We start from the raw sequence: 16,851 nt of genomic DNA, 5'->3' as shown, positions 1-16,851 counted from the left end.
ATATTCATCTGCCATTACAGGCGAAAACAATTAGCGACTACGGAAGACAATGCGGCCTTTGCTCAGGTCGTACGGGGTCAGTTCAACAGTCACTTTGTCGCCCGTTAAAATGCGGATGTAGTTTTTGCGCATTTTACCGGAGATGTGCGCAGTTACCACGTGACCGTTTTCCAGCTCTACGCGAAACATGGTATTAGGCAACGTATCAAGTACGGTACCCTGCATTTCAATATTGTCTTCTTTGGCCATCTAATCCTCTGGGGTATCACTACCAAGTTTTGAACCGGCAAGATAATGCCGAAATTCATCAATTAAGTAAAGAATTGCGCGATTAAAACGCAGCAAAACAGTTTCAGCGCATTGCCCAAGCGTCACGGTACAACCGAACAGGAAGCGCATTCGTAAAGGGGAGACAACAGGATAAACGTCAGGACGTTATCTGAAGCGAGGGTCCCAAACGGCGGCGGGGCAACAGGCAGAAGCTACTCTGCGGCGTAATTATAACACCCTCATAAAAAATATGCGGAAAACATTTAGGCATTGGGCAGAAAGAGTGTACGCGGCACCCAGAAGTCGCGCGGGAGCTTCTCCTGGCGGCAATTATCGAGGCGCTCAATGTAATCCCGACGGGAGATTTCAACGGCGCCGAGTGAAGCCGTGTGCTCATTGAGCACCTGGCAATCTAACAGCTGTCCCCCGCGATGGGCAAAGGCCTGGCAAAAAACCAGCAGCGCGGTTTTTGAAGCGTTAACCGCGCGGGAAAACATCGATTCGCCGCAGAACAAGGTCCCCTGCGCTACGCCGTACATACCGCCGACAAGCGCTTCACCTTCCCATACCTCGATAGAATGCGCGTAGCCAAGCTCATGCAGCTGATGATAGGCGGTGATGATATCGCGGGTGATCCACGTCCCTTCGTGACGATCTTCAGCACAGCCTTCAATAACCTGACCAAAGGCATGATTCAGGGTGACACGGTAGGGTGACTTTGCATGGAAGCGCTTCATGCTGCGGCTCAGGTGAAACTGCGCTGGCCACAGTACGGCACGGGGATCGGGTGACCACCATAAAATCGGATCGCCGGGCGAGAACCACGGAAATATTCCTCGCTGGTAGGCCATCAACAGACGCGCAGGACTGAGATCGCCGCCCAGAGCCAGCAACCCATTAGGTTCACGCAGCGCCCCTTCCGGAGAGGGGAACGCAATATTATGACGAGAAAGCTGGACCAGGCGCATGACAGCGGAACTCCAATACGCGAGTAAGGATCGGTACAAATATAGTCTACAGACGCTGTTTAAACTGGTAGTAGCGACCCTGTTTTGCCAACAGTTCTGCGTGATTACCTTGCTCAATAATGTGTCCGTTGTCCATCACAATTATCTGATCGAAACTCGCCAGCCCGCGCAGGCGGTGCGTGACCATTAATACCGTCTTACCGACCATAACCTTAGCGAGTAAATCAAGGACTTGGCTTTCGGTAGTCGCGTCCAGCCCTTCGGTGGGTTCGTCGAGCAGCATCAGCGGCGCATCGTGCAGCAGCGCACGGGCAATGGCCAGACGACGCAGTTCGCCCCCGGAGAGCTGACGACCGCCTTCACCCAGCCAGCTATTCAGTCCTTCGTCCTCAAGCAGCTTATGCAGCCCAACCTGTTCCAGCATCGCGCTTAGTTCATCATCAGATGCTTTCGGCGCGGCAAGCAGCAGGTTGTCGCGCAGGGTGGCGCTAAAGAGATGCACGCGCTGCGGAACTACGCTGACGGTCTTGCGTAAGGCCTGCTCGCTGAAATCAGCCAGCGGCATCTCGTTAAACAAGATCTGTCCCTGCTGAGGGTCCCATGCGCGTGTCAACAGCTGCAAAAGCGTTGACTTACCGCAGCCGGTACGACCGAGGATCGCAATGCGCTGGCCCGCGCCAACCGAAAGGTGAATCCCCTCAAGTGCGTTCTGCCCCTGCTTATCGTAGGCAAACGTGACGTCATTCAGCGTCAGCGAAACCTGAGCGGGAACCGGAGTCTGGTCGGCAGCGAATTTCACCTCGGGTTCCTGCTCGGCAATGTCCGTAATGCGCAGGGCAGAGGCGATAACCTGCCCAAGATGCTGGAAGGCTCCCGTCACGGGCGCAAGCGCTTCGAACGCCGCCAGCGCACAGAAGACGAAGAGCGCGATCAGCGGGCCTGGCTGCATATTGCCGCCCACGCCGCCGGAGGCCATCCACAGCATCGCGATGACCGCGACGCCGCCGATAAGCATCATCAGCGCCTGGGAAAAGGCCGTCAGCTCAGACTGTCGGCGCTGGGCCTCGTGCCAGTTCAGCTCCGTGCTTTCCATACGCGCGCGGTACCGCCTGCTGGCACCGAAAATGGTCAGTTCTGCCTGTCCCTGCAGCCAGGAGGTTAGCTGCTGGCGATACTCCCCGCGCAGGCGCGTCAGTTTTTCGCCGGTGGATTTACCCGCTCGATAGAACAGCGGCGGCAGAACAATGAGCGTTAGCAGCATGATGCCGCCGAGCGTCAGCGCGATTGGGACGTCCAGAACGCACAGCCCCAGCGTCACGACCACGATCACCACGAAGGCGCCGACAATCGGCGATATCACGCGCAGATAGAGGTGATCCAGCGTATCGACATCCGCCACCACGCGGTTGAGCAATTCGCCCTGACGAAAACGCGCCAGCCCGGCAGGGGAGAGGGGCAGCAGCTTGCTAAAGGTATAAATACGCAGGTGCTGCAGCACGCGGAAGGTCGCGTCGTGGCTGACCAGACGCTCAAAGTAGCGCCCGGCCGTTCGGGTAATGGCCGTGCCGCGTACGCCCGCTGCAGGCAGCATATAGTTAAAGCTGTATAAGCCGGCAAAGCCCGCGACGGCAGAAGCGGACAAGAACCAGCCAGAGAGCGTAAGCAGGCCGATGCTTGCCAGCAGGGTAATAATTGCCAGCACGATGCCCAGCGTCAGCATCCATTTGTGGCGTTTATAGAGCGCAAGATAAGGAAGCAGGGCGCGCATCAGATGTCCTCCTGACGGTTCGCCAGCAGGGTGGCGAACGGCCCCTGCGCGGCAACAAGAGAGGCGTAATCGCCTTGCTCAACGATTTGGCCGTTTTCCATTACCCAGATCCCATCCCAGTCGGCAATGCCTTCCAGCTGGTGGGTGACCATCAGCGTGGTTTGCTGCAGCGAAGCCTCATTCAATGCCTGCATCACGCGCTGTTCGCTGTGTGAGTCCAGGCTCGCAGCAGGCTCGTCAAGCAGCATTAGCTGGCACGGGTTAAGCAGCGCGCGCGCAACTGCTACGCGCTGAGCCTGCCCGACGGAGAGCCCGGCAGACTGGTCGCCGACGACCGTATCGACGCCCTGTTGAAGCAGCGGCAGAAACTCGCTGACCCAGGCGCGATCGAGCACGGACTGGAGCTCATCTTCACGCGCATCCGGGCGCGCCAGAAGCACGTTTTCACGCAGCGTGGAGGCCGGAAGCTGCGGGTTTTGACCTACCCAGCTCAGCTGTTTACGCCAGGCATCAGGGTCAAGATCGCGCAGTTCGGTTTTATTAACCCGCAGCGAACCGGTATAGGCCATAAAGCCGGAAAGCGCATTCAGCAGGGAGCTTTTCCCTGAACCGCTGGTGCCGACCAGCACCACGCGTTGTCCGGCTGGCAGGGTAAAGTTCAGCGGACCCGCGAGCACTTTGCCTTCCGGTGACAGAATGGAAAAGTCCTGCGCTTCAATGGTCACGGGGTCTTTAGTATTCAGCGTCACGTCACCCCGCTCCGGGTGTGCCAGCGGCGTTTCCAGGAACGTTTTCAGGCTATCGGCTGCGCCAACCGCCTGCGCTTTGGCATGATAAAAGGTACCCAGATCGCGAAGCGGCTGGAAGAATTCCGGAGCCAGGATCAGCGCCAGGAAACCGGCGGAAAGGGTAACCGCCGTACCGTAGTGGCCAAAATCCAGCGCGCCAAGGTAAGAGAAGCCGAAGTAAACGGCCACCAGCGCAATCGACAGCGAGGTAAAGAATTCGAGTACGCCGGATGACAGGAACGCGAGACGCAGCACTTCCATGGTGCGCTGGCGGAAATCCTGCGACGCATGGCGAATGTTTTCGGTCTCTGCTTCACCGCGGCCAAAGATACGCAGGGTTTCCATCCCGCGCAGACGGTCAAGGAAATGGCCGCTCAGGCGACCCAGCGCCAGGAAGTTACGACGGTTAGCATCCGCTGCGCCCATCCCGACCATCGCCATAAACAGCGGGATCAGCGGAGCCGTACCCAGCAGAATCAGCGCGGCGACCCAGTTAATCGGGAAAATGACGATCACGATCAGCAGCGGTACAAAAACGGCCAGCGCCATCTGCGGCAGGTAGCGGGCGTAGTAGTCGTGCATATCGTCAATTTGCTCGAGGATCAGCGTTGCCCAGCTCCCGGCGGGTTTCCCCTGAATCCAGGCTGGCCCGGCTTCCTGTAGACGGTCAAGCACCTGTCGGCGGATCTCATAGCGGATATGTTGTCCCGCGTGAAAACCGACGCGTTCACGCAGCCAGACGACCCAGGCGCGCAGGACAAAGATCAGGATCAAAACGACAAACGGCAGAAGTAGCGCCTCGCGCGGAATGTTCTCTACGATCATATGATTAAGAATGCGGGCCAGCAGCCATGCCTGGGCAACAATCAACAGACCGCTGATGAGCCCCAGAAGACGGGAGATCATAAGCCAGCGGCGGGAAATAACGCTTTGCTGTTTTAGCCAGCGTGTTAACTCTTGTTGACGGTTTTTTTCCATTGCGTACTTTGCAGGTGACGTTATAAGAAATTAGACAACTGCATGTTACACGCGGGGAAAAATAAAGGCGACCTGTGGCCGCCTTTATTTACGTTTGTTACTGACTTGTAAAGATTATTTACCTTGTTCAGCCAGCCCGTCGAGGTAGCGCTCGGCGTCCAGCGCGGCCATGCAGCCGGTGCCCGCAGAGGTGATGGCCTGGCGGTAAATATGGTCCATCACGTCGCCCGCAGCGAACACGCCCGGGATGCTGGTCTGGGTTGCGTTGCCGTGAATGCCGGACTGCACCTTGATGTAGCCGTTTTCCAGCTCAAGCTGACCGTCGAAGATTGCGGTGTTCGGGCTGTGACCGATTGCCACGAACAGGCCAGCCACTTCCAGTGATTCCACGTTGTCGGTGTTCTGCGTGTCGCGCAGGCGCAGACCGGCAACGCCCATCTGGTCGCCGGTGACTTCTTCCAGCGTACGGTGGGTGTGCAGCACGATGTTGCCGCTCGCCACTTTGTCCATCAGGCGTTTGATCAGGATCTTCTCGGCGCGGAAGGTGTCGCGGCGGTGGATCAGGTGCACTTCAGAGGCGATGTTCGCCAGGTAGAGCGCTTCTTCTACTGCGGTGTTGCCGCCGCCGATAACCGCCACTTTCTGGTTGCGATAGAAGAAACCGTCGCAGGTGGCGCAGGCAGAGACGCCGCGGCCTTTAAACGCTTCTTCAGACGGCAGGCCAAGGTAACGGGCCGATGCGCCGGTAGCGATAATCAACGCGTCACAGGTGTACTCGCCGCTGTCACCGGTCAGACGGAATGGACGGTTCTGCAGATCGACCTTGTTAATGTGGTCGAACAGAATTTCGGTTTCGAATTTGGCAGCATGCTCATGCATACGCTCCATCAGCAGCGGCCCGGTCAGGTCATTCGGATCGCCCGGCCAGTTTTCTACTTCGGTTGTGGTGGTCAGCTGACCGCCTTTTTCCATGCCGGTGATCAGTACCGGATGCAGGTTAGCGCGTGCAGCATAGACCGCTGCGGTGTATCCCGCAGGTCCAGAACCAAGAATTAGCAGCTTACTGTGTTTAGCCGTGCCCATGAGATCCCCATTGTTGTTGGCAGACATTTGGCTGGATTGTAGGGAATTTGTTGCCGTAAAAAAAGAGCACAGCAATTTTGATATCGATATGTGCGATAGGCGCTGTCGATAAATCGATCGCTATAACATAACTCTTTCTACTGTAATCCGGTCGTTTATAAGGCAATAAAATGATGATTAATACCCTACCGTAATGAATATCCGGCATGTTGTACTAAAAATCGATGTTTTGCTTTGACAATCCCCTGCGCTTTTGCGAAAACATTCAAGGAAGAAAAAAACCGCATGACTCGTGTGCCGCATAGGCATGCAGAGAAATGCCATTTTTACCGGGTCAATGAAATCTACGCATGGCGTGGACAGACGCCATACGTGATGTCGGTGACTGCCTTCGGGCAACGGTCTTCTTAACAAACAGAACCCGAATCCGCATCGCGTCTAATACATAACCAGGCGATGTGATGAATAACGGGTACAGGCTCTGAACAGTGATGTGCACAGGGTCCAGGCAGGAGTAGGGAAGGAATACAGAGAGACAATAATAATGGTAGATAGCAAGAAGCGCCCTGGCAAAGATCTCGACCGTATCGATCGTAACATTCTTAATGAACTGCAAAAGGATGGGCGTATTTCCAACGTCGAGCTTTCAAAACGTGTGGGACTTTCCCCGACGCCGTGCCTTGAGCGTGTGCGCCGACTGGAAAGACAGGGTTTTATTCAGGGCTACACGGCTCTGCTTAACCCGCATTATCTGGATGCCTCACTTCTGGTATTTGTTGAGATTACTCTGAATCGTGGTGCGCCGGATGTGTTTGAACAATTCAACTCCGCTGTACAAAAACTTGAAGAAATTCAAGAGTGTCATCTGGTTTCCGGTGATTTCGACTACCTGTTGAAAACGCGCGTACCAGACATGTCTGCCTACCGTAAGCTGCTGGGTGAAACCTTGCTGCGTCTGCCGGGCGTGAACGACACCCGTACCTATGTGGTGATGGAAGAGGTTAAACAGAGCAATCGTCTGGTAATTAAGACGCGCTAACACGGAACAGGTGCAAAATCAGTGTAGTTTGATTACACTCCTGTTAATCCATACAGCAACAGTGCCGGGGAGCCCCGGCGCTGTTGTCCGTTTTAGCAAACAGGCAGGATATGCCTGATACCTGGAGAGCCTTTCTTGAGCCAGGAATACACTGAAGACAAAGAAGTCACACTATCGAAGCTAAGCAGCGGACGTCGTCTCCTTGAGGCGTTGCTGATTGTTATTGCCCTTTTTGCCGTCTGGCTGATGGCCGCTTTACTCAGTTTCAACCCCTCAGATCCCAGCTGGTCACAAACCGCATGGCATGAGCCTATCCATAATGTCGGTGGCGTTCCCGGTGCCTGGCTTGCGGACACCCTGTTTTTCATTTTCGGCGTGATGGCCTACACCATTCCCGTCATTATCATTGGCGGATGCTGGTTTGCCTGGCGCCATCGCCAAAACGATGACTACATCGATTACTTCGCGGTGTCGCTGCGCCTGATAGGTGCGCTGGCGCTGATCCTGACCTCCTGCGGGCTGGCGGCGATTAACGCCGACGATATCTGGTACTTTGCCTCCGGTGGCGTCATCGGCAGCCTGTTAAGTTCTGCCCTCCAGCCGATGCTTCACAGCAGCGGCGGCACCTTGACGCTGCTCTGCATCTGGGCTGCCGGATTGACCCTGTTTACCGGCTGGTCCTGGGTGAGTATCGCCGAGAAAATTGGCAGCTTTATCCTCACTCTCCTGACCTTTGCCAGCAATCGTACCCGGCGCGACGATACGTGGGTCGATGAAGACGAATATGAAGACGAGTACGACGAGGAAGACGATGCGCCCGTGCAGCGTCGTGAGTCTCGTCGCGCGCGTATTCTGCGTGGCGCGCTGGCGCGTCGTCAGCGCGTGGCTGAAAAATTCGCCAATCCGCTTGGGCGTAAAACCGATGCGGCGCTCTTCTCCGGCAAGCGCATGGATGAAGACGAGCAGGTTGAGTACCGCGCGGCGGGTGCCGCCGTCGATCCTGACGATGTGCTGTTCTCCGGTAATCGCGCGATGCCCGGCGATTATGACGAATACGATCCGCTGTTAAACGGTCATTCCGTCGCGGAGCCCGTCGCCGTTGCTGCGGCTGCTACCACGGCGGCACAGGCTTATGCTGCGCCCGTTGAGGCCGTGATGCCGTCTGCGCAGGTTCCCGCACCGGAATCTGCTATCCAGCAGCCGGTTGTTGAATGGCAAACTGCGCCAGGCGTCCACACGCCGGAGCCTGCGATCGCGCCTGAGCCCGAAAGCTACGTGCCTGTACAACAGGAGCACTGGCAGCAGCCTTACCAGCCTGAGCCAGTGTATGAGCCGCAGGGGTATCAGGAACACCAGCAGCCGGTTGCGCAGCCTTATCAGGAGTACGTGCCTGAGCCGGTCGAACAGGCTCAGCCGTATGTTGAGCCTGAACCTGAAGTGGTAGAAGAGACGAAACCGTCTCGCCCGCCAATGTATTATTTTGAAGAAGTAGAAGAGCGCCGTGCCCGCGAGCGCGAGCAGCTGGCCGCCTGGTATCAACCGGTGCCTGAACCCGCGCAAGAGCCTGCGGTGAGAACGCCTTCTGTTTCCGTACCGCCAGTTGATCCAACGCCTGCTGTGGCCCCGGTGGCTGAAAGCGTGAAGCAGGCCACTGCGGCAGCCGCCGCTGCTGCACCTGTGTTTAGCCTTGCTACGGGCGGTGCGCCGCGCCCTCAGGTGAAAGAGGGGATTGGCCCACAGTTGCCTCGCCCTAATCGCGTTCGCGTACCCACCCGTCGCGAGCTGGCCTCCTACGGTATCAAGCTGCCTTCTCAGCGTATGGCTGAGGAAAAGACGCGCGGAACTGATTACGAAGATGATGCCGATGAACTGCAGCAGGATGAGCTGGCGCGCCAGTTTGCCGCGACGCAGCATCAGCGCTACGGTGAGGAATATCAGCACGACGAACGCGTTCAGGAAGATGAAGATGATGCAGCAGAAGCGGAACTGGCGCGCCAGTTCGCCGCGACGCAGCAGCAGCGCTATTCCGGCGAACAGCCTTCGGGCGCGAACCCGTTCTCACTGTCGGATTTTGAATTCTCGCCGATGAAAGATCTGGTGGACGATGGCCCGAGTGAACCGTTATTCACCCCGAGCGTCATGCCGGAAGCTGAACCGGTGCGCCAGCAGCAGCCAGCGCCACAGCAGTATGCCCAGCCGCAGCAACCGCCTTCTGCGCAAAGCTATGCGCAACCGCAGCAGGCACAGCAGCCGCCGCAGTTCCAACAGCCCGCACCTAAGCCGCAGGAGAGCCTCATTCACCCGCTGCTAATGCGTAACGGTGACAGCCGCCCGCTGCAGCGCCCGAGCACGCCGCTGCCGTCGCTGGATCTGTTAACGCCGCCGCCGTCAGAAGTGGAGCCGGTCGATACCTTTGCGCTTGAGCAGATGGCGCGTCTGGTTGAGGCCCGTCTGGCAGATTTCCGCATCAAGGCAGACGTAGTGAACTACTCTCCGGGTCCGGTGATCACCCGCTTCGAGCTGAACCTGGCGCCGGGCGTAAAAGCCGCGCGTATCTCTAACCTGTCCCGTGACCTGGCGCGATCGTTGTCGACCGTTGCGGTGCGCGTGGTGGAAGTTATTCCAGGCAAACCTTACGTTGGCCTTGAGCTGCCGAACAAGAAGCGGCAGACCGTCTACCTGCGCGAAGTGCTGGATAACACCAAGTTCCGCGATAACCCTTCTCCACTCACCGTGGTGTTGGGTAAAGATATCGCCGGCGATCCGGTAGTCGCAGACCTGGCGAAAATGCCTCACCTGCTGGTAGCGGGTACGACCGGTTCCGGTAAATCGGTCGGCGTAAACGCCATGATCCTCAGCATGCTCTATAAAGCGCAGCCGGAAGACGTGCGCTTCATCATGATCGACCCGAAAATGCTGGAGTTGTCGGTGTACGAAGGCATTCCGCATCTGCTGACCGAAGTTGTGACCGACATGAAAGATGCCGCCAACGCCCTGCGCTGGAGCGTCAACGAAATGGAACGCCGCTACAAGCTGATGTCAGCGCTGGGCGTGCGTAACCTCGCCGGTTATAACGAAAAAATCGCCGAAGCGATGCGTATGGGACGTCCTATTCCGGACCCATACTGGAAGCCGGGTGACAGCATGGATGCCCAGCATCCGGTGCTGGAAAAACTGCCTTACATCGTCGTTCTGGTGGATGAATTCGCCGACCTGATGATGACAGTCGGTAAAAAAGTCGAAGAGCTGATTGCGCGTTTGGCGCAGAAAGCGCGTGCGGCGGGTATTCACCTTGTACTGGCGACCCAGCGTCCTTCCGTCGATGTGATTACCGGTCTGATTAAGGCCAACATCCCGACCCGTATTGCGTTTACCGTATCGAGCAAAATTGACTCGCGTACTATTCTCGACCAGGGCGGCGCGGAGTCGCTGCTGGGGATGGGCGATATGCTCTACTCCGGCCCGAACTCCACCTCGCCGGTGCGCGTCCACGGTGCGTTCGTGCGCGATGAGGAAGTTCATGCTGTCGTGCAGGACTGGAAGGCGCGCGGACGCCCGCAATACGTTGACGGCATTACCAATGACACCGAAAGCGAAGGTGGTGGCGGTGGCTTTGACGGCGGGGAAGAGCTTGATCCGTTATTTGACCAGGCGGTTAATTTCGTCACTGAAAAACGTAAAGCCTCCATCTCCGGCGTGCAGCGTCAGTTCCGTATCGGCTATAACCGTGCGGCGCGTATCATCGAGCAGATGGAAGCCCAGGGCATCGTCAGCGAGCAGGGGCACAACGGTAACCGCGAGGTGCTGGCACCACCGCCGTTCGAATAACCTTTCAGCGATTGCAAAGAAGGGTAAATCAGCCAAAATTAAGCATATTCTTCTGTCGCCTGCCTCCGGGCAGGTCCAGAATAGAAACGGAAACCCCATATCGGGAAGACGTATTTTAAGGAATAACAATGAAAAAAATCGCCATCGCCTGTGCATTACTTTCCAGTTTTGTTGCCAGCAGCGTCTGGGCTGATGCGGCCAGCGACCTTAAAAGCCGACTGGACAAAGTGAGCAGCTTCCACGCCAGCTTCACGCAAAAAGTAACTGACGGCAGCGGTAACGCGGTCCAGGAAGGTCAGGGGGATTTGTGGGTAAAACGCCCCAATCTGTTCAACTGGCACATGACCCAGCCGGACGAAAGCATTCTGGTGTCCGACGGTAAAACCCTGTGGTTCTTCAACCCGTTTGTTGAGCAGGCAACCGCGACCTGGCTGAAAGATGCCACAAGCAATACGCCGTTTATGCTGATTGCCCGTAACCAGTCCAGCGACTGGCAGCAGTACAACATCAAGCAGAACGGTGATGAGTTTGTCCTGACGCCGAAAGGCAGCAACGGCAACCTGAAGCAGTTCACCATTAACGTGAGCAGCAACGGCACGATCAATCAGTTCGGTGCCGTTGAGCAGGACGACCAGCGCAGCAGCTACCAGCTGAAAACGCAGCAAAACGGCGCTGTTGATGCATCTAAATTTACCTTTACCCCGCCGCAGGGCGTAACGGTGGACGACCAACGTAAGTAAGAGGCCTGAGTGGGCAACCTGTCGCTCGATTTTTCTGATAATGCATTTCAACCTCTGGCCGCGCGTATGCGGCCAGAAAATTTAGCCCAGTACATCGGCCAGCAGCACCTGCTGGCTGCGGGCAAACCGTTGCCGCGCGCCATTGAGGCCGGACACCTGCACTCGATGATCCTCTGGGGACCCCCCGGGACCGGCAAAACCACCCTGGCTGAAGTGATCGCCCGCTATGCAAACGCTGATGTTGAACGTATTTCTGCAGTCACGTCCGGTGTAAAAGAGATCCGCGAAGCCATCGAGCGTGCGCGGCAGAACCGTAACGCCGGGCGCCGCACGATCCTGTTTGTAGATGAAGTTCACCGCTTCAACAAGAGCCAGCAGGATGCCTTCCTGCCGCACATCGAAGACGGCACGATTTTCTTCATCGGCGCCACCACTGAAAACCCGTCTTTCGAACTCAATTCGGCACTGCTCTCTCGCGCGCGCGTTTACCTGCTTAAGTCGCTGACGACAGAGGATATCGAAAAGGTACTGACTCAGGCGATGGACGATAAAGCACGCGGCTACGGTGGGCAGGATATCGTTTTGCCAGACGAAACGCGCCTCGCGATTGCCCAGCTGGTCAACGGCGACGCCCGCCGGGCGCTGAATACGCTGGAAATGATGGCCGACATGGCCGAAATAGATGCTTCCGGTAAGCGGGTACTGAAACCGGAACTGCTTACCGAAATTGCCGGTGAACGCAGCGCGCGTTTTGATAACAAAGGCGATCGTTTTTACGACCTGATTTCGGCGCTGCATAAGTCCGTTCGCGGCAGCGCGCCGGATGCCGCGCTCTACTGGTACGCGCGCATCATCACCGCGGGCGGCGATCCTTTATACGTCGCGCGTCGCTGTCTGGCGATTGCCTCCGAAGATGTGGGTAACGCCGACCCGCGCGCCATGCAGGTGGCTATCTCTGCCTGGGACTGCTTTACCCGCGTCGGGCCTGCGGAAGGCGAGCGCGCCATTGCGCAGGCGATTGTCTATCTGGCCTGTGCGCCGAAAAGTAATGCGGTGTATACCGCCTTCAAAGCGGCGATGTCAGACGCGCGCGACCGGCCGGACTATGACGTGCCGGTTCACCTGCGCAACGCCCCGACCAAGCTGATGAAAGAGATGGGCTACGGGCAGGAGTACCGCTACGCCCACGACGAGCCCAATGCCTACGCCGCCGGGGAGGACTATTTCCCGCAGGAGATGGCACAAACCCGCTATTATCACCCCACAAACAGAGGTCTTGAGGGCAAGATTGGCGAAAAGCTCGCCTGGCTCGCCGGACAGGATCAAAATAGCCCTATAAAACGCTACCGTTAGCGCTATCGTTGCGGTAATGTTGGCAATGTATCCTTGTGGCCGCAGGCTGTGGTCACATTTTCCTATTTAAATTCGATAAGCACAGGATAAGCATGCTCGATCCCAATCTGCTGCGTAATGAGCCAGACGCAGTCGCTGAAAAACTGGCACGCCGGGGCTTTAAGCTGGACGTAGATAAGCTGCGCGCTCTTGAAGAGCGTCGTAAAGTTCTGCAGGTACAAACTGAAAATCTGCAGGCAGAGCGTAACTCTCGATCGAAATCCATCGGCCAGGCGAAAGCGCGCGGGGAAGATATTGAGCCATTACGCCTGGAAGTGAACAAGCTGGGTGAAGAGCTGGATCAGGCGAAAGCTGAACTGGACGTTCTTCAGACCGAAATTCGCGATATCGCCCTGGCTATCCCGAACATTCCTGACGACAGCGTACCCGTCGGCAAAGATGAAAACGACAACGTTGAAGTGAAACGCTGGGGCACGCCTCGCGAGTTCGACTTCGAAGTGCGCGATCACGTGACGCTGGGCGAAATGCACGCGGGCCTGGACTTTGCCGCTGCGGTTAAGCTGACCGGTTCTCGCTTCGTGGTGATGAAAGGCCAGATTGCCCATCTGCACCGTGCGCTGGCGCAGTTCATGCTGGATCTGCACACCGAGCAGCACGGCTACAGCGAAACCTACGTTCCGTATCTGGTTAACCACGATACGCTGTACGGTACCGGCCAGCTGCCAAAATTTGCCGGCGATCTGTTCCATACCCGTCCGCTGGACGAGGAAGCCGACAGCAGCAACTACGCGCTGATCCCAACCGCGGAAGTGCCGCTGACCAACCTCGTGCGCGATGAGATCATCGACGAAGACGATCTGCCAATCAAGTTGACGGCACACTCTCCGTGCTTCCGTTCTGAAGCCGGTTCTTACGGTCGCGACACCCGTGGCCTGATCCGTATGCACCAGTTCGACAAGGTTGAGATGGTGCAGATCGTTCGTCCGGAAGAGTCTATGGACGCGCTGGAAGAGATGACCGGTCACGCTGAGAAAGTGCTGGAGCTGCTGGGCCTGCCGTACCGCCGTATGGCGCTCTGCACCGGCGACATGGGCTTTGGCGCTTGCAAAACCTTCGACCTGGAAGTGTGGGTGCCTGCGCAGAACACCTACCGTGAAATCTCCTCCTGCTCTAACGTCTGGGATTTCCAGGCGCGCCGCATGCAGGCACGCTGCCGCAGCAAATCGGACAAGAAAACCCGTCTGGTGCATACCCTGAACGGCTCTGGTCTGGCGGTGGGTCGTACGCTGGTTGCCGTGCTGGAAAACTACCAGCAGGCTGACGGCCGTATTGAGATCCCGGAAGTCCTGCGCCCGTACATGAAAGGCCAGCAGTTCATCGGTTAATTATTTGCCTTAAAACAAAAAAGCGCCTCAGGGCGCTTTTTTATGCCTGTGAATTGATGCGAAGCAATAACCCATCCCTCCAAAGTAGTAATACTTCCTCCCACGAAAGTTAGCATAAAAATCTGATAACGAACTCATTCGTTATATATAAAACTACATAGCGGTCTGTGCCGCCTCTCTTTTCTTTGTGAGCAACCAAAGTGAGTTTTTATGAAAATCAAAGCGCCTGATGCGTTAATGGCTGCCGAGGTCACTCGCCGTGGGTTGATGAAAACCACGGCTATTGGCGGTCTGGCTGTTGCCAGCAGCGCCTTCACGCTCCCTTTTTCTCGTCTGGCGTCGGCTGCGGATGCACTGTCCCCGGCTGCGGCAGCGGAAAAAGTGGTGTGGAGCGCCTGCACCGTAAACTGCGGCAGCCGTTGTCCGCTGCGTATGCACGTGGTGGATGGTGAAATCAAATATGTCGAAACCGATAACACCGGCGACGATAACTACGAAGGGTTACATCAGGTTCGCGCCTGCCTGCGCGGGCGCTCAATGCGCCGCCGCGTTTATAACCCCGACCGCCTGAAGTATCCGATGAAACGCGTGGGTAAGCGCGGGGAAGGGAAGTTCGAGCGTATCAGCTGGGATGAAGCCTACGATATCATCGCGACCAATATGCAGCGCCTGATCAAAGAGTACGGCAACGAGTCCATCTACCTGAACTACGGTACCGGAACGCTTGGCGGCACGCTGACCCGCTCCTGGCCGCCGGGAAAAACGCTCGTTGCGCGCCTGATGAACTGCTGCGGCGGCTATCTCAATCACTACGGCGACTATTCGTCTGCGCAGATTGCCGCTGGCCTGAACTACACCTACGGCGGCTGGGCGGACGGCAACAGCCCGTCTGATATCGAAAACAGTAAGCTGGTGGTACTGTTCGGCAACAACCCGGGCGAAACCCGCATGAGCGGCGGCGGGGTAACCTACTACCTCGAACAGGCACGCGCCAAATCGAACGCACGCATGATTATCGTCGATCCGCGCTACACCGACACCGGTGCAGGGCGTGAAGATGAGTGGATCCCAATCCGTCCCGGGACGGACGCCGCGCTCGTCAGCGCTCTGGCGTGGGTGATGATCACCGAGAACCTCGTCGATCAGCCGTTCCTCGATAAGTACTGCGTCGGCTATGACGAGAAAACCCTGCCGGCCAGCGCGCCGGCTAACGGTCACTACAAAGCCTATATTCTCGGTCAGGGCAGCGACGGCGTAGCGAAAACGCCGGAGTGGGCTTCTACTATCACCGGTATTCCGGTCGAGCGTATTGTCCAGCTGGCGCGCGAAATCGGCTCGGCGAAACCCGCCTATATCAGCCAGGGCTGGGGACCGCAGCGTCATGCAAACGGCGAGATTGCGACCCGTGCTATCTCAATGCTTTCCATACTGACCGGCAACGTCGGTGTTCACGGCGGTAACTCCGGCGCGCGCGAAGGCTCGTATGAAGTGCCGTTTGAACGTATGCCGACGCTGGACAACCCGGTTCAAACCAGCATCTCCATGTTTATGTGGACGGATGCGATTGAACGCGGCCCGGAAATGACCGCGCTGCGCGACGGCGTGCGCGGCAAAGACAAGCTGGACGTGCCGATCAAGATGATCTGGAACTATGCCGGTAACTGTCTTATCAACCAGCACTCCGAAATCAACCGTACTCATGACATCCTCCAGGATGACAAGAAGTGCGAAATGATTGTGGTGATTGACTGCCACATGACCTCCTCGGCGAAATATGCCGATATTCTGCTGCCGGACTGCACCGCCTCCGAGCAGATGGATTTCGCCCTGGATGCCTCCTGCGGAAATATGTCCTACGTCATCTTCACCGATCAGGCCATTAAGCCGCGCTTCGAGTGTAAAACCATCTATGAGATGACCTCTGAGCTGGCAAAACGTCTTGGCGTTGAACAGCAGTTTACCGAGGGGCGTACTCAGGAAGGGTGGATGCGCTATCTGCATGAACTCTCCCGTAAGGCCGTTCCGGAGCTGCCGGACTTCGATACCTTCCGCAAGCAGGGCATGTACAAACAGCGCGATCCGGAAGGGCATCACGTGGCGTACAAGGCGTTCCGTGAAGATCCTCAGGCGAATCCGCTCACCACGCCGTCGGGCAAGATTGAGATCTACTCCGAAGAGCTGGCGAAAATCGCCTCTACCTGGGAGCTGCCGGAAGGGGACGTTATCGATCCGCTGCCAATCTACACGCCTGGCTTCGAAAACTATAACGATCCGCTGGCGGACAAATTCCCGCTGCAGCTGACCGGTTTCCACTATAAAGCGCGCGTGCACTCGACCTATGGCAACGTTGACGTGCTGAAAGCAGCGTGCCGTCAGGAGATGTGGATCAACCCGATGGATGCAAAAGCGCGTGGCATCAGCAACGGTGACCGCGTACGTATCTTCAACGGTCGTGGTGAGGTGCACATCGAAGCCAAAGTTACACCGCGCATGATGCCTGGCGTAGTCGCGCTGGGGGAAGGGGCCTGGTACAGCCCGGATGCAAACCGCATCGACCAGGCAGGCAGTATTAACGTACTGACCACGCAGCGTCCGTCGCCTCTGGCGAAGGGCAACCCGTCCCACACGAACCTCGTTCAGGTTGAAAAGGT

General features: G+C 57.1%; 11 protein-coding genes. 6 read left to right on the top strand and 5 right to left on the bottom strand.

Annotation, left to right across the window (positions count from 1 at the left end; genetic code table 11):
* Positions 1-30 precede the first annotated feature (30 nt).
* From infA to trxB, 5 genes are all read right to left on the bottom strand, one after another.
* The gene (gene infA, locus E0L20_RS04020; RefSeq protein ID WP_002211347.1) at positions 31-249 is read right to left on the bottom strand and encodes a translation initiation factor IF-1; all 219 of its coding nucleotides are present in this window, start codon (positions 247-249) and stop codon (positions 31-33) included.
* 284 nt (positions 250-533) lie between these two features.
* Positions 534-1,238 (bottom strand): leucyl/phenylalanyl-tRNA--protein transferase, encoded by a 705-nt coding sequence (gene aat / locus E0L20_RS04015; protein WP_131632832.1) that lies wholly within the window; start codon positions 1,236-1,238, stop codon positions 534-536.
* A gap of 46 nt (positions 1,239-1,284) precedes the next feature.
* Positions 1,285-3,006 (bottom strand): heme ABC transporter ATP-binding protein/permease CydC, encoded by a 1,722-nt coding sequence (gene cydC / locus E0L20_RS04010; protein ID WP_131632831.1) that lies wholly within the window; start codon positions 3,004-3,006, stop codon positions 1,285-1,287.
* A complete protein-coding gene (gene cydD, locus E0L20_RS04005) occupies positions 3,006-4,772 on the bottom strand; it encodes a heme ABC transporter permease/ATP-binding protein CydD (protein ID WP_131632830.1) in 1,767 nt (588 codons plus the stop codon). The genes cydC and cydD overlap by 1 nt, the downstream gene beginning before the upstream one ends.
* A 114-nt stretch (positions 4,773-4,886) precedes the next feature.
* Positions 4,887-5,855, bottom strand: a complete 969-nt coding sequence (trxB, locus tag E0L20_RS04000) for a thioredoxin-disulfide reductase (protein ID WP_131632828.1) — start codon at positions 5,853-5,855, stop codon at positions 4,887-4,889.
* Positions 5,856-6,399: 544 nt separating this feature from the next.
* Here trxB and lrp point away from each other — a divergent pair.
* From lrp to dmsA, 6 genes are all read left to right on the top strand, one after another.
* A complete protein-coding gene (gene lrp / locus E0L20_RS03990; protein ID WP_002439523.1) occupies positions 6,400-6,894 on the top strand; it encodes a leucine-responsive transcriptional regulator Lrp in 495 nt (164 codons plus the stop codon).
* A 135-nt stretch (positions 6,895-7,029) separates the two neighbouring features.
* Complete coding sequence (locus E0L20_RS03985) at positions 7,030-10,722, top strand: DNA translocase FtsK 4TM domain-containing protein (protein ID WP_131632825.1); 3,693 nt, start codon at positions 7,030-7,032, stop codon at positions 10,720-10,722.
* Positions 10,723-10,850: 128 nt separating this feature from the next.
* Entirely contained in the window at positions 10,851-11,462 is a 612-nt protein-coding gene (lolA, locus tag E0L20_RS03980; RefSeq protein ID WP_131632823.1) for an outer membrane lipoprotein periplasmic chaperone LolA, read from the top strand.
* A gap of 9 nt (positions 11,463-11,471) precedes the next feature.
* The gene (rarA, locus tag E0L20_RS03975) at positions 11,472-12,815 is read left to right on the top strand and encodes a replication-associated recombination protein RarA (protein ID WP_131632822.1); all 1,344 of its coding nucleotides are present in this window, start codon (positions 11,472-11,474) and stop codon (positions 12,813-12,815) included.
* Between the two features lie 92 nt (positions 12,816-12,907).
* Positions 12,908-14,200: a serine--tRNA ligase gene (gene serS / locus E0L20_RS03970; RefSeq protein ID WP_010429208.1), complete on the top strand. Its 1,293-nt coding sequence runs from the start codon at positions 12,908-12,910 to the stop codon at positions 14,198-14,200.
* Positions 14,201-14,410: 210 nt separating this feature from the next.
* Positions 14,411-16,851, top strand: a 2,441-nt coding sequence (gene dmsA / locus E0L20_RS03965) for a dimethylsulfoxide reductase subunit A (protein WP_131632821.1), incomplete at its 3' end; no start/stop codon positions are given.

Source organism: Enterobacter wuhouensis, from assembly GCF_004331265.1.
Lineage (GTDB): Bacteria > Pseudomonadota > Gammaproteobacteria > Enterobacterales > Enterobacteriaceae > Enterobacter > Enterobacter wuhouensis.
This window is presented reverse-complemented; position numbering and strand designations above follow the sequence as displayed.

Bases quoted from the DNA above. Each gene is read 5' to 3' on its own strand.
- cydD (WP_131632830.1), bottom strand. From the start codon at position 4,772: ATGGAAAAAAACCGTCAACAAGAGTTAACACGCTGGCTAAAACAGCAA.
- aat (WP_131632832.1), bottom strand. From the start codon at position 1,238: ATGCGCCTGGTCCAGCTTTCTCGTCATAATATTGCGTTCCCCTCTCCG.
- lolA (WP_131632823.1), top strand. From the start codon at position 10,851: ATGAAAAAAATCGCCATCGCCTGTGCATTACTTTCCAGTTTTGTTGCC.
- cydC (WP_131632831.1), bottom strand. From the start codon at position 3,006: ATGCGCGCCCTGCTTCCTTATCTTGCGCTCTATAAACGCCACAAATGG.
- lrp (WP_002439523.1), top strand. From the start codon at position 6,400: ATGGTAGATAGCAAGAAGCGCCCTGGCAAAGATCTCGACCGTATCGAT.
- infA (WP_002211347.1), bottom strand. From the start codon at position 249: ATGGCCAAAGAAGACAATATTGAAATGCAGGGTACCGTACTTGATACG.
- trxB (WP_131632828.1), bottom strand. From the start codon at position 5,855: ATGGGCACGGCTAAACACAGTAAGCTGCTAATTCTTGGTTCTGGACCT.
- serS (WP_010429208.1), top strand. From the start codon at position 12,908: ATGCTCGATCCCAATCTGCTGCGTAATGAGCCAGACGCAGTCGCTGAA.